This window comes from Castellaniella hirudinis (genome assembly GCF_042651965.1).
Classification (GTDB): Bacteria; Pseudomonadota; Gammaproteobacteria; order Burkholderiales; family Burkholderiaceae_B; genus Castellaniella; species Castellaniella hirudinis.
The window spans coordinates 436744-449392 of the sequence record NZ_JBHSDY010000002.1; the positions used below are offsets into that span (position 1 = coordinate 436744).

13 protein-coding genes are annotated in these 12649 nt (G+C 61.0%); 11 read left to right on the plus strand and 2 right to left on the minus strand.

Annotated features, from left to right (window positions below; all coding sequences use genetic code 11):
- The first annotated feature begins 30 nt into the window (after positions 1-30).
- From ACFO0J_RS04195 to ACFO0J_RS04220, 6 genes are all read left to right on the plus strand, one after another.
- Complete coding sequence (locus ACFO0J_RS04195; protein ID WP_376811794.1) at positions 31-2133, plus strand: TonB-dependent receptor family protein; 2103 nt, start codon at positions 31-33, stop codon at positions 2131-2133.
- A gap of 111 nt (positions 2134-2244) precedes the next feature.
- Positions 2245-4359, plus strand: coding sequence for a TonB-dependent receptor family protein (locus ACFO0J_RS04200; protein WP_376811795.1), 2115 nt, complete (start codon positions 2245-2247; stop codon positions 4357-4359).
- Positions 4360-4372: 13 nt separating this feature from the next.
- Positions 4373-4975, plus strand: coding sequence for an SCO family protein (locus ACFO0J_RS04205; RefSeq protein ID WP_376811796.1), 603 nt, complete (start codon positions 4373-4375; stop codon positions 4973-4975).
- Between the two features lie 21 nt (positions 4976-4996).
- Positions 4997-5485, plus strand: a complete 489-nt coding sequence (locus ACFO0J_RS04210) for a copper chaperone PCu(A)C (protein WP_376811797.1) — start codon at positions 4997-4999, stop codon at positions 5483-5485.
- 14 nt (positions 5486-5499) lie between these two features.
- Positions 5500-6018: a copper chaperone PCu(A)C gene (locus ACFO0J_RS04215; RefSeq protein ID WP_376811798.1), complete on the plus strand. Its 519-nt coding sequence runs from the start codon at positions 5500-5502 to the stop codon at positions 6016-6018.
- Between the two features lie 20 nt (positions 6019-6038).
- The gene (locus ACFO0J_RS04220; protein WP_376811799.1) at positions 6039-6515 is read left to right on the plus strand and encodes a copper uptake system-associated protein; all 477 of its coding nucleotides are present in this window, start codon (positions 6039-6041) and stop codon (positions 6513-6515) included.
- A gap of 592 nt (positions 6516-7107) precedes the next feature.
- Here ACFO0J_RS04220 and ACFO0J_RS04225 read toward each other — a convergent pair.
- Together ACFO0J_RS04225 and ACFO0J_RS04230 are read right to left on the minus strand one after the other, a co-directional pair.
- On the minus strand, positions 7108-8013 hold the full coding sequence (locus tag ACFO0J_RS04225; RefSeq protein ID WP_376811800.1) for an NAD(P)/FAD-dependent oxidoreductase: 906 nt from the start codon (positions 8011-8013) through the stop codon (positions 7108-7110).
- Positions 8014-8037: 24 nt separating this feature from the next.
- Positions 8038-8256: a hypothetical protein gene (locus ACFO0J_RS04230; protein WP_376811801.1), complete on the minus strand. Its 219-nt coding sequence runs from the start codon at positions 8254-8256 to the stop codon at positions 8038-8040.
- Positions 8257-8363: 107 nt separating this feature from the next.
- Between ACFO0J_RS04230 and ACFO0J_RS04235 the strand changes: the two genes are divergently transcribed.
- Genes ACFO0J_RS04235 through ACFO0J_RS04255 form a run of 5 tightly spaced genes read left to right on the plus strand, consistent with a single transcriptional unit; the run spans position 8364 to position 12618 of the window.
- Complete coding sequence (locus ACFO0J_RS04235; protein WP_376811802.1) at positions 8364-8765, plus strand: Fur family transcriptional regulator; 402 nt, start codon at positions 8364-8366, stop codon at positions 8763-8765.
- A 48-nt stretch (positions 8766-8813) separates the two neighbouring features.
- Complete coding sequence (zigA, locus tag ACFO0J_RS04240) at positions 8814-10043, plus strand: zinc metallochaperone GTPase ZigA (RefSeq protein ID WP_376811803.1); 1230 nt, start codon at positions 8814-8816, stop codon at positions 10041-10043.
- A 15-nt stretch (positions 10044-10058) separates the two neighbouring features.
- Entirely contained in the window at positions 10059-10550 is a 492-nt protein-coding gene (locus ACFO0J_RS04245; protein WP_376811804.1) for a SufE family protein, read from the plus strand.
- 11 nt (positions 10551-10561) lie between these two features.
- On the plus strand, positions 10562-11485 hold the full coding sequence (gene folE2 / locus ACFO0J_RS04250) for a GTP cyclohydrolase FolE2 (RefSeq protein WP_376811805.1): 924 nt from the start codon (positions 10562-10564) through the stop codon (positions 11483-11485).
- Positions 11482-12618, plus strand: a complete 1137-nt coding sequence (locus tag ACFO0J_RS04255) for a CobW family GTP-binding protein (protein WP_376811806.1) — start codon at positions 11482-11484, stop codon at positions 12616-12618. The genes folE2 and ACFO0J_RS04255 overlap by 4 nt, the downstream gene beginning before the upstream one ends.
- Positions 12619-12649: the final 31 nt, after the last annotated feature.

A 12649-nucleotide genomic window follows, 5' to 3' on the forward strand; every position in this document is an offset into this window, starting at 1 on the left:
GAAAAAAGATACTGCATGGGAGAAGCTTCAGTGAACCACTACCTCGAAAAATTCGCCGATATGTCGGCAAAAACCAGCCGCCCAACCCTATTGACGGCCGCCTTGGCCTGCGCCTGGGGTTTGGCAGGTATGGCGCCGGCGATCGCACAGACCACCTTGCCGGCCATTACCGTCACGGGCTCAAGCAGCGCGCAGGCCGCCTCGCTGACTGTACCCGACACCGAGCAGGCGACCGAGGACATTCAACGCATTCCAGGAGCGGTCACCGTGATACCCGATACCGCCTTCAAGGATGGCCCGGCGCAGACCGTCAAGGACGTTCTCGGATGGGTGCCCGGCATTTTCGCGCAACCCCGGTATGGCGACGACGCCCGCATTTCGATACGCGGTTCGGGCCTGTCGCGCAACTACGGCAATCGCGGCGTGAACATGTACATGGACGGCATACCGATCAATACTTCGGACGGCCTGGTGGACAACTTCGAGATCGATCCGACCGCCTATCGCTATGTCGAGGTGTACAAGGGCGCCAACGCCCTGCGTTACGGCGGCAATGCGCTGGGCGGGGCGATCAACTTCGTGACGCCCACGGGGCGCGATGCCTCCCGCCTGGAAGGACGGCTCGACGTCGGCAGCTTTGGCTATGCCAGAGCACAGGCGAGCACCGGCGGAGAGGCTGGCGACTGGGACTACTTCGTAACCGCCTCAGCCCAGCGCTTTGACGGCTATCGCGATCACAGCGACGGACATCAAACCCGCCTGAGCGCCAACACCGGATACCGGTTTTCCGCGGATGCCGAGACGCGCTTCTACCTGAATGTGAATTCAATACGGCAACGGCTGCCCGGCGAGGTGACCAAGGACGTGGCACTGAATTCCCCCAGGCAGGCCGCGCCTGAGTTCATCGAGCTCGACCAGCAGCGCAATATCGATTCCGTGCGCATCGCCAACAAAACAACACTGCGCTTTAGCGATACCACGTTCGACTTCGGGGTGTTTGGCGTTCATCGCCATGTCATGCATCCCATCTACCAGTGGCTTGATTATCGCGTCAACGACTACGGCGGTTTCGCGCGCGCCACGGATGACCGGCAGATCGGAGGCTTTCGTAACCGCCTAGTCGCGGGAGTCAATCTGCATAACGGATCGATCGACAATAAACAGTACATCAACCTTGACGGCTCCAAGGGAAGCCTGGCCGCTTCGAACGTCGATGACTCAAAGACCCTCTCCGCGTATGTCGAAAACAGCTTCTACGTCAGGCCGGATATTTCCCTGATCGTGGGGGCCACACTTCAGCATGCCACGCGCGAACGCCGCGATCGATACTCCATCGACGGCGATCAGTCGGGGCGACGAACTTATGAGCACTTCAGCCCCAAAGTGGGCGTGCTCTGGGACATCGACCCCACATGGCAGGCCTTCGCCAACGTGTCGCGCAGCGCTGAAGTCCCCACGTTCGATGCGAACTCCTTTTCGTCCCCGATCAGTTCGAACGTCGATGCTCAGACGGCAACCACCTATGAAATCGGAACGCGAGGCAAGAGCCCTGAAAGCTGGTGGGAGCTGGCGCTGTATCGCGCCGAACTCAAGAACGAACTGCAATGCCTGACCACCGCGCCCTGGAGCCCTTGCACGGTCGTCAACGCCGACCGGACCGTGCACCAGGGAATCGAAGCGGGCATCGGCTTTGTCTTCTTGCAATCGGGCCTGGTTCCCGGCGACCGCTTCTGGTTCAACGCCGCCTACACCTACAACGATTTCTTCTTCGACAACGATTCGCGCTACGGCAACAATCGCCTGCCCGGCGTGCCGCCGCACTATCTTCGCGCCGAAGTGCTCTACAAGCATCCGAGCGGATTCTATGCCGGCCCGAACATTGAGTGGATGCCCAGATCCTATTTCGCCGACAACGCCAATCAAGTCAAAGTCGATCCCTATGCCTTGCTGAACCTCAGGGTCGGCTACAACGCCCCGAATTCAAAAACCTCCTTCTATCTGGAGGGGCGCAACCTGCTGGACAAGCGCTACATCGCCAATGTGGCGATCGCGGGAAGCGCGGACGCTTCCTCGGCCATCTTCAATCCAGGCACCGGCATCGCGGTCTACGGCGGGGTGCAATTCCAATGGTGACGCAAGCATTGATGAGCGCGCTGGCCCAGAGGGCGGCATCGCAATAATGAAGCCGCACGACATTCACACAAAAACACATCCGTTGAATTCTTATCAATGAGGACGAAGCTCATGAGCCGTAACCCCGCAACCCTTTCAACATGGCCGCTTCCGGACCGGCCCTATCACGCACCGGCGATCAGCGCATTGCTGCTGGCGCTGGGCCTTCCCTTCGCTTGGACGACCGTACAGGCGCAAACTCAAACGCTCGCTCCGATCCAGGTCATGCCGGAAGAACGCCCCAGTCTGACGGTGCCGAACACGCAAGAGGCCAAGGCGGTGATCGAGCAAACGGCGGGAGGCGTGGCCCTGGTGCCGGACACGGCATGGCGCGATACGCAGGCAGCCACCATCAAGGATGTCCTGGACTACACGCCGGGCGTGTTCGCCCAGCCCAAATGGGGTGAGGATTCGCGCCTGTCCATACGAGGGTCAGGGCTGTCGCGCTACTACCACATGCGCGGCATCAGTCTCTATCAGGACGGCATGCCGCTGAACAACGCCGACGGCAGCACGGATTTCCAATGGATCGATCCGACGGCGTACCGCTACACCGAGGTGTACAAGGGTGCCAATGCCCTGCGCTATGGTTCCGGCACGCTGGGAGGCGCCGTCAACTTCGTGACGCCGACAGGCTACGACGCCGGCCCCTTTCAGGGGCGCCTGGATGCGGGCAGCTTCGGCTGGCGGCGTCTGCAGTTAAGCAGTGGCTTTGCCGACCAGGGTCTCGATGGCTTCATCACCGGCTCCTGGCAGCGTCAGGACGGGTTTCGCGATCACAGCGCCGGCGATTCGCTGCGCGCGAGCGCGAACCTTGGCTGGAAACTGTCGGAGACCGCCGAGACCCGTTTTTACTTGACCGGCGTACGCGTCCGCCAGGAAATCCCGGGGTCAGTCACTCGCGAGCAGGCATTGAACGACCCGCGCAAGGCGGCGGCCAGCAACGAAGCAGACGGCTGGCAGCGCAACATCGACGGCGGCCGTCTCGCCAACCGCACCGTATTCGTATCGGGCGACACCACGTACGAGCTGGGCGGCTGGTATGCGCAAAGCCACCTGCGACACCCCATCTATCAGTACCTGGACAACGACTACACCGACTACGGCGCTTACGGCCGTCTGGTGAACACCACGCCGCTGGCCGGACACGACAACCGCCTGACCCTGGGCGCCACATGGTCGGCCGGCAAGGTGGACGCGGGCAACTACGTCAACTCGGGCGGGCATCGCGGCGCCAAGCTGTCGCAAACCGATGACAAGTCGAACAACATCACACTCTACGGCGAAAATGCCTTCGACGTCGTGCCGGGGGTCTCACTGATCACGGGACTCCAATACCTGCATGCCGAGCGCAAGCGCAGCGACCGCTTCAACGGCGGACAGCCCACCACCCGTTCGGGCGAGAAAAGTTACGACTTCTTCAATCCCAAGCTGGGCCTGCTCTGGCAGGTCTCGGAGCAGTGGCAAGTGTTTGGAAACGTGTCGCGCAGCGCCGAGCCGCCGACTTTCGGCGACATGAACTTCGCAACCGCCAATGACCTGGACCGTCTCCAGCCTCAGCGCGCCACGACCTTCGAGATCGGCACACGCGGCCAATCGGGCGGCGTGGCCTGGGACGTGGCGCTCTACCATGCCCGGATCAGCAATGAATTCCAATGCGTGAGCAGCATGTGGAACATCTGCGACCAGACCGTCAACCTGGACCGCACGATTCACCAGGGCATCGAGCTCGGCCTGCAATGGACCGCCATGCGAGGGCTGTTTTCAGGCGGCCAGCAAGCCGACAGCCTGCAGGTGAACGCCTCCTACACCTTCAGCGACTTCAAGTTCGACGATGACCGTGACTGGGGCAGCAATCAGATTCCGGGCGTTCCCCGCCACTACATTCGCGCCGAGGTGCTGTACAAGCACCCGGCCGGGTTTTATATCGGGCCCAATGTCGAGTGGGTGCCTCAAGCCTACTACGCAGACAATGCAAACAGTCTCAAGACAAACGCCTACGCCTTGCTCGGCCTGCGGGCGGGATGGGAAAAAGGGCCTTATTCCTTCTATATCGATGGACGCAACCTGACGGACCGCCGTTACATCGCCAGCACCAGCATCACCGACAGGGCCAATGCTGACTCCGCGTTGTTCGAGCCAGGAACCGGCCGGGCGGTGTTCGCGGGACTGCAGGTTCGCTACTGAATACGGAAATGCCATGACTTCATCCATGCCACGACGCGGCTTTCTCGCCGCCCTGATCGCCGCGGGTTTATCGCTCTATGGCTGCTCACGCACCGAAGAGCTGAAAGACCTTAACGGCATAGACATGTCCGGCACCGATATCGGACGGGATTTCCTGCTGACCGGTACGGACGGCCGGCGACACCGCCTTGCCGATTTCAAGGGCAAGGCAGTGTTGGTTTTCTTTGGTTTTACCCAATGCCCGGACGTCTGCCCCACCGCGCTGTTTCGCGCCGCCGAGGTCAAGAGGCTGCTCGGCACGGACGGCGACCAATTGCAGGTCCTATTCATCACCGTCGATCCGGAGCGCGATACACCCGAAGTGCTCAAGGCCTATGTAAGTGCTTTCGATCCGAGCTTCATGGGGCTTTACGGCGACCTGGATCAAACGGCCAAGACCGCCAAAGACTTCAAGGTGTACTACGCGAAGGTTCCGACAGGCGCTTCCTACACCATGGACCACAGTGCCATTACCTATGTGTATGACCGTTCCGGCCGCCTGCGGCTGGGCTTGCGCCACACCCAGACCGCGGAAGAATACGCAGCAGACATCCGCCAAGTTTTAGCCCTTGATTGACCACTCACCCAGGAGATTGTCATGTTCACGACACACAAACCATCCATATGGGCCATTGCGACAGCTTGCACTCTATTCGTTGCCGCAACCGCTCAAGCCCAAGTCACTGTCCAAGAACCGTGGGTGCGCGCCACCGTTGCACAGCAACAGGCCACGGGCGCCTTCATGCGGCTTTCTTCAGCTACGGACAGCGCACTCGTACAGGCCGATTCGCCTGTTGCCAAACATGTCGAAATACATGAAATGACGATGGAACACGACGTCATGAAAATGCGCCAGGTCGACCGACTGACGCTGCCCGCCGGCCATGCCGTCGAACTCAAGCCCGGCGGCTACCACATCATGCTGATCGACCTGAAGGAGCAAGTGCAGGAAGGCAGCCACGTGCCTTTGACGTTAACCTTCGAAAATGCCGACGGCAAGCGCGAAACGGTTGATGTCTCGGCGCCCGTGCGCGCACTGGCCGGCGGCGCCATGAGCGGCCGGCATGGTCAGCGCGGCAAGCACTGAAGCGGGGACACGCGATGAACCATTCACTCAAATGTCTGATGGTCGCCGTATTGGCGGCGGCCGCTTCCTTTTCCGTGCAGGCGCGATCCGGCCATGAGGGCCATGGCAACTCACATGCCAGCCACGACGGCTTCGGCGATCCGGCCAAGGCCGTGGCGCCCGAGGGCGTCACCGTAACCGACTGCTGGATACGCGCGCTGCCTAATCGCTTGCCTTCAGCCGCTTATTTCACGTTGAACAATGCAGGTACTCAAGATGCTGTGCTCATTGGCGCGCAATCGAGCGCCTTCGGCAAAGTGATGCTGCATGCCAACAAGACCGTGAACGGCATGGCCGCCATGGTCCACGCCGACAAGGTCGTAGTCCCTGCGGGCGGCCATTTCGAGTTTTCGCCTGGTGGTCATCATGTCATGCTGGAACAGCCCACTGCGGACCTGCAGATAGGCAAGCGCCTGCCTATTACATTCTGGTTCGAGTCGGATCAGGCCATCACCAGTGATTGCGACATCCGATCTCCGGCGGGCCTGAAGTGAGCAAAAGGAGCCAAACACTTATGACACAGATCTCAATCAAGCGAGGCCCCGTCAAAACGGTCACACTGGTTGCAAGGGCAGCCGCAGCGCTGGTGCTTTACGCCGCTCTTGGCGCAGGCGCGGCTCATGCCGCGTCCACCGACGCGGACAAAGTGGCGCAATCCATGCGTGCCATTTGGGATCAACCCGATGCGCCATTGTCAGTCGGCCCCATAGTGGTGGTGGAGGGCTATGCGCTTGCCGGATGGGTACAGCAAGCGCGAGGCGGTCGAGCGCTGCTCGTGAACCACGATGGTAGCTGGCAGGTCCATATCTGCGGCGGAGACGGCCTCAAGGACATGGATGCGCTGCAAATGGCGGGCATAAAAGAGGCAACCGCGCGCCGCCTTGTGCAAGCGGCAAACGAGGCCGAGGAGAAGGTGCCCGAGGAAACACGAAGAAAATTCGCATCTTTTGGCGAAAATATTATGGTCGACGACACGCATGCGCCGCGTTGACGATACCTCGAGTGCGATCCGCATGGCCGCCTTGGCGCCCGGCGCGTGCATACCGGCGCAAAGCAGCAGGAGCAGGACTCGCATGAGACAGGATGCATGAGACAGTTCTACCGGTCCCAAGGAACGAGGCGTGGTCTTTCCTCGTTGCGCACTTTCTGGCCGGATGGCGTGACTGAGCGCTGGTGTCTATGCAGCGCGCTCAAGCCCGCACGGAGGCGAAGAAATGTGCTCACGAAGCGATTTCGCAGTCCTGAAGCTGCCTGGCCTTCAATTAGGGACACGCTGAACTTCGAAATAGACCTCCCCGGCATCAACGCAACGCCCTCAATGCCACCCAGTGCCGACTCCAAGGCTTGCCGGTATCTCAATTCGGCCTCTTGGCTCACACTGAGCGAGAGTGCAGGATGGTGAAGGTGAAGGTGACTGTATAGGCGTACTGCATAGTGATATCCTCAATTACTGGGTTTTTATGCAGTAATACTGAGAAGTATGCAATTGCAGCACGCCCCAGTTGGACGTTCTGTAAAAGTGGACGGAATCTAGTGCCCTTCAACTGATAAGTCGGAGCTCCGATTCAATAGAGCGCGGATCTTCAGCGAAATATCAATGCCTGATGCGCGGCCGTGCCCGCCTGCGCGCCATCGCCAACGGCGAACGAGACGCTGCCCGCCATGCGCGCGGCATCGCCGCAGGCAAACACCCCCGGCACCGACGTTTCCTTGAATTCGTTGGTATGAATGTACCGACCGAGGAGTCCCTCCTCCATGGCGCACCCCAGTTCCTCGGCGATTGGACTGGCCACACGCGTTCGGCTAGCGACAAACAAGCCATCGAATGCGAGAAGCCTGTCGTCTACAAGTTCGACCGTCGCCGATTCAATGATGCGCCGAATGGCTGTGGGTTCGAGGATAACGCCGCGACGCTGCAGACCGCTCCGCTGGGTCTCATCGGGAATGGCGCTGCCATTGATCAGCAGCGTCACCCGTCCCCAATCAGGCAGCATCATCGCCTGATGCAGCGAAACGTCGCCCACGCCGATCACGCCGATGCGGCCCTGCGCCAACTCATAGCCGTGGCAGTACGGGCAGTGAAATATGCTACGGCCCCATCTATCCGACAAACCATCGATTTCCGGCAGATCGTCAACGACACCCAAGGCAAGGACCAGAACCCTAGCATGGAAATCCTGGCCTCGCTCATCCTGCACGGTGAACCTATCTTGCGTCCGTCGTGCATGAGTCGCCTTGCCTTCAAGCCACTGGACTGTTAGATAGGCTTGAACTTGCTCACGACCAACCGCGGCGATCGCATCCGGTGACCGGCCATCCTGGCCCAGAAAGCCGTGCGACGTGGCCGCAAAACGGTTGCGGCGCACGCCGGCATCGATCACCAGCACGCGCCGCCTCGCCCGGGCGAGCTGCATGGCCGCCGCCTGGCCGGCATAGCTGCCGCCGATCACGATCACATCGAAGTGCTCCTGGGTGCTTGCAATAGACATATTTAAATCTCCAATGGCAATTGGTCACATGCCGGCCAGTTCACGCGAGGCACGCTCGAACCATTTCCGCACCGCCCGCCAGTGTGGATCGCCATACCGGCGGCGAAACCGCTGGGTTTCGGTTTCCTCCAACGCCTCGTTGCGCCAGACGCTCAAGCGCTGTTCCACATACTGCGGCGTGAGCGCAATACCGCATTCGACGGTGATGCAATGGCGCCATTGCTCATACGACTGGGGAATCATGGTATTCCACTTCCTACTTCGGCGACGATTATCAACGACATTCTTTCATCCAATAATGTTATGTTATAACATAACGTTTATTAGCCCATGAACCCTACGGGCATGACATGAACAGGCACGCAAAACTGACGGGTAATCAGCGTCGAATACTGCAGGCGTTGTCGCGGGCTGACAGCCCGTTGGGCGCCTATGCCCTGCTGGAGCGTGTCGGGCTCAGCGGGCCAGCCCAGGTCTACCGCGCGCTGGACAAGTTGATGGCGCTGGGGCTGGTGCGGCGACTGGAAAGCTTGAACGCCTATGTGCGCTCATCGGAACGGGACGCATCGCGCCCCACCGCATTCGCGATCTGCGATCAGTGTGGGCATATCGACCAATTGGTCGACGGTTCGCTCGCCCAGTGCCTGCAACGTTTGGCGAACGGCCGTGCCTTCGAGTTCCGCCGTGCGGTCATCGAGGTGCATGGCAAGTGCTCCGCATGCTGTGCCAGCGAACAGGCAGGACACGATTGACGCGCATGGGCGCCAACAGACCCATTTTTATGACATGAGATATCGAACATGAGCCCAGCGACTTCCCACCTTGATCCGCGCTTGCCCGTCACCGTCCTGTCAGGCTTTCTTGGCGCCGGCAAGACAACCCTGCTCAACCACATTCTCAACAATCGCGAGGGCCGCCGCGTGGCGGTCATCGTCAACGACATGAGCGAGGTCAACATCGACGCCGCGCTGGTGCGCGAGGGCGGCGCCGAACTGTCCCGCACCGACGAGAAGCTGGTGGAGATGAGCAACGGCTGCATCTGCTGCACGCTGCGCGAGGATCTTCTGCTCGAAGTGGACTGCTTGGCCAAAGAAGGCAGGTTCGATCAGCTCGTCATCGAATCCACCGGCATTTCCGAACCTCTGCCGGTGGCGGAAACCTTCACCTTCGAAGGCGAGGACGGCCGCAGCCTGGGCGAGGTGGCCCGCCTGGACACCATGGTGACGGTGGTCGATGCCTGCAACTTCCTGCGCGACTATGGTTCGCGCGACAGCCTGCAGGCACGTGGCGAGTCGATGGGCGAAGAAGACGAACGCACCGTGGTGGACCTGCTGATCGAGCAAATCGAGTTCTGCGATGTCCTCGTGCTCAACAAGGTGGATCTCATCGATGAGCATGAGCGCGAACGGTTGATGGCCATCCTGCACAAACTGAATCCGCGGGCACGAATCGAAGTCGCCGAATTCGGCAAAGTGCCGCTGGATCGTGTGCTGGACACGGGCCTGTTCGACTTCCAGGAAGCATCCAAGGCGCCGGGGTGGCTGCAGGAACTGCGTGGCACCCACACCCCCGAGACCGAGGAGTACGGCATCCGCAGCTTCGTCTACCAGGCGCGCCGGCCGTTCCATCCGCAGCGCTTCCAAGCATTCTTACAAAGCGAATGGCCAGGCGTCGTGCGTTCCAAGGGCTTCTACTGGCTGGCCAGCCACCCGACGATGGCAGGCTCCTGGTCGCAGGCGGGTGCCGTGGTGCGGCACGGTCCGGCCGGCACCTGGTGGGCGGCCATGCCGCCGGAGCGCTGGCCGCAGGATCCAGAAACCGTCCGTCTGATCCGCAGCAAATGGGATGAGCGCGTAGGCGATGCCCGCCAGGAACTCGTGCTGATCGGCATGGATATGGACGAGCGCGCGCTGCGGGAGGGACTGGATGCCTGTCTGCTGACCGATGAGGAAATGGGCCTGGGCCCGGATGTCTGGCAGCAGTGGCCGACGCCCTTTGAAGAATGGCCTGAACGTCAACCCGCATTCTAGGTGGTATTTACGCGCATGACGACACCCTCGCAACCACATGTCGATCAAGAAGAGATCCAGGCGCAATTGGTTCAGGACTTCGTTTGCTTGCCGGATTGGCCGCAACGCTACCAGTACTTGATCGATCTTGGGAGAAAGCTGCAGCAGTTTCCGCAAGAGTTTCGAGTCGAACAGAACGAAGTGCATGGCTGCCAAGCCAGTGTCTGGCTAAAGCCGGATTGCCGTGGTGGCCGTATTTATTTCACGGGCACCAGCGACTCGCTGATCGTTGCTGGCTTGATGGCGCTCCTGTTTCGCATCTACTCAGGCAGAACCTTCTGCGACGTATTGACGACATCTCCCTGGTCCCTCAAGGAAATGGGGCTGCACCACCATCTATCGCCACAACGGGCAACGGGCTTGGCCGGCATGGTCGAGCGCATGCGCGAATTCGCTCTGGGATGCAGCCAGCAATCACCTTCGAGCAATACCTGCACACATGGCAACTTGGACCATGCCGCCAACTAATCGAGCATAAATTGGATACTGTACTGACCGACCTTCCCGACGTTTCCATCACTGAATCCTCGCCCAACCTGAGCGGTTTGCAATGGGTGGGGATGCAAGGCATGGACTTGCCGATCCAGATCGCGGAGGCGGACTACCGGCGCGAGGTCCATGCGCGCGCCGATGTCCAAGTCAATCTGCCGGCGCCACAGATGAAGGGCATACACATGTCCCGCCTGTATCGGTTGATGGATGGGTTGGACACAGTAGAAGCGGTCACGCCCGCTTTATTGCACCAGGTGTTGCATGCGATGGTGGAAAGCCACCAGGATTGCGAAACGACCAGTGCGCGATTGCGCCTGTCATTCGATCTGCTGGTTCGCCGCCCTGCCCTGGTGAGCGCAGAACTGGCGGGCTGGAAAGCCTACCCCATCGAGCTGCGTGCCACCCTCCAACAGGGGCAGTACACGCTCGAAGCACAGGCTACGGTCGCGTACTCCTCCACCTGCCCATGCTCGGCGGCGCTGGCCCGACAACTGGTCGAGCAGGCGTTCCTGGATGCTTTCTCTGAACGCGACAACGTCACGCCTGCCAGGGTGGCAGACTGGCTGCGCCAGCATGCCACCCTGGCCACGCCCCACAGCCAGCGCAGCGAAGCCCGCGTCACGGTAACGCTCGCGCCGCAGGCGCCTACCCTGGGCCTGATCGCCTTGATCGATGGTGTCGAACAAGCGGTGGGCACGCCCGTACAGACCGCGGTCAAGCGCGCCGACGAACAGGCCTTCGCCGCCCTGAACGGCCAGAACCTGATGTTCGTCGAGGACGCCGCGCGCCGCATCCAGGCCGGCCTGCGTGGCCGGTTCCATCGCCCGCGCGTCCATGTGCGCCATCTCGAAAGCCTGCATCCCCATGATGCGGTCGCCTGGGCGAACGACGAATTAAGCGAGAATCTATGAGCCCTTCCGCCTCCCCTCTGATACCCGTGACGCTGCTGACCGGCTTTCTAGGCAGCGGCAAGACCACGGTGCTAAACCACCTGGTACGCCAGCCCGAATTGGCCGATGCGCTCGTCATCATCAATGAGTTCGGCGAGATGTCGCTGGATCATATGCTGGTGGCGCACAGTACCGAGAACCTCATCATGGAGATGAGCAGCGGCTGCCTGTGCTGCACCATCCGGGGCGATCTGGTTCAGACGCTTCGAGATGTGGCATGGCGGTTCTCTCGCGAGGGCCAGCGACAGTTCCGCCGCGTGGTCATCGAGACCACCGGTCTGGCCGATCCGGCACCGATCGTGCACACGCTGATGACGCACCCGCAGGTCGCCAACCGGTATCGGCTGGACGGCATCGTTGTCACCCTGGACTTGGCCACAGGCGATGCCACCCTGGACCTCCACCCGGAGGCCGTGCGCCAGGCGGCCATCGCCGATTGTCTGCTGCTCACCAAGGCGGACGTGGCCGATACCGAGACGCGCGATGCGCTCATGCGCCGGCTTGCGGCGATTAACCCGGCCGCGCCGCGCTGGGAGGTTCTGCACGGGGAGGTCAGCGCATCGAAGGTGCTGGCTCTGGGGCTGTTCTCGACCCAGGGCAAAGCGCCCGATGTCGAGCGATGGCTGCGCGAGGAAGCCTACACGGACGATGCGCACAGCCACGGCCATACCCACGTTCACCATCATGGAAACGAAGACGGGCATGGCCATGATGACTCGGTTGCCCATCACCACCACGGTCATCATCATGACATCAATCGTCATGACGACCACATCCGTGCGTTCTGCTTCGCGGTGGACGAGCCGATTCCCGCAGAGATCCTTGCCGCCTGGCTGGACGTGCTACTGGGCTTCATCGGCGCCGACATCCTGCGTGTCAAGGGCATCCTGAACATCGAAGGCAGCGACAAGCCGATGGTCATCCACGGGGTGCAGCATATTTTTCATCCTCCTGCGACGCTCCCGGCCTGGCCCAGCGAGGACAGGCGCTCGCGCCTGGTGTTCATCACCCGGGACGTCAGCCGCGAAGCCATCGAAGAGACCTTTCGCGCCTTTCACAATGTCTTGCCCCAAGCGTGGGAGGCCGCCGCATGATGCCCGATACCCAGCGCAGGGCCATGTCCTG

Coding starts and splice junctions, on each gene's coding strand:
- ACFO0J_RS04200 (WP_376811795.1), top strand. CDS start 2,245: ATGAGCCGTAACCCCGCAACCCTTTCAACATGGCCGCTTCCGGACCGG.
- ACFO0J_RS04205 (WP_376811796.1), top strand. CDS start 4,373: ATGACTTCATCCATGCCACGACGCGGCTTTCTCGCCGCCCTGATCGCC.
- ACFO0J_RS04210 (WP_376811797.1), top strand. CDS start 4,997: ATGTTCACGACACACAAACCATCCATATGGGCCATTGCGACAGCTTGC.
- ACFO0J_RS04215 (WP_376811798.1), top strand. CDS start 5,500: ATGAACCATTCACTCAAATGTCTGATGGTCGCCGTATTGGCGGCGGCC.
- ACFO0J_RS04220 (WP_376811799.1), top strand. CDS start 6,039: ATGACACAGATCTCAATCAAGCGAGGCCCCGTCAAAACGGTCACACTG.
- ACFO0J_RS04225 (WP_376811800.1), bottom strand. CDS start 8,013: ATGTCTATTGCAAGCACCCAGGAGCACTTCGATGTGATCGTGATCGGC.
- ACFO0J_RS04230 (WP_376811801.1), bottom strand. CDS start 8,256: ATGATTCCCCAGTCGTATGAGCAATGGCGCCATTGCATCACCGTCGAA.
- ACFO0J_RS04235 (WP_376811802.1), top strand. CDS start 8,364: ATGAACAGGCACGCAAAACTGACGGGTAATCAGCGTCGAATACTGCAG.
- zigA (WP_376811803.1), top strand. CDS start 8,814: ATGAGCCCAGCGACTTCCCACCTTGATCCGCGCTTGCCCGTCACCGTC.
- ACFO0J_RS04245 (WP_376811804.1), top strand. CDS start 10,059: ATGACGACACCCTCGCAACCACATGTCGATCAAGAAGAGATCCAGGCG.
- ACFO0J_RS04255 (WP_376811806.1), top strand. CDS start 11,482: ATGAGCCCTTCCGCCTCCCCTCTGATACCCGTGACGCTGCTGACCGGC.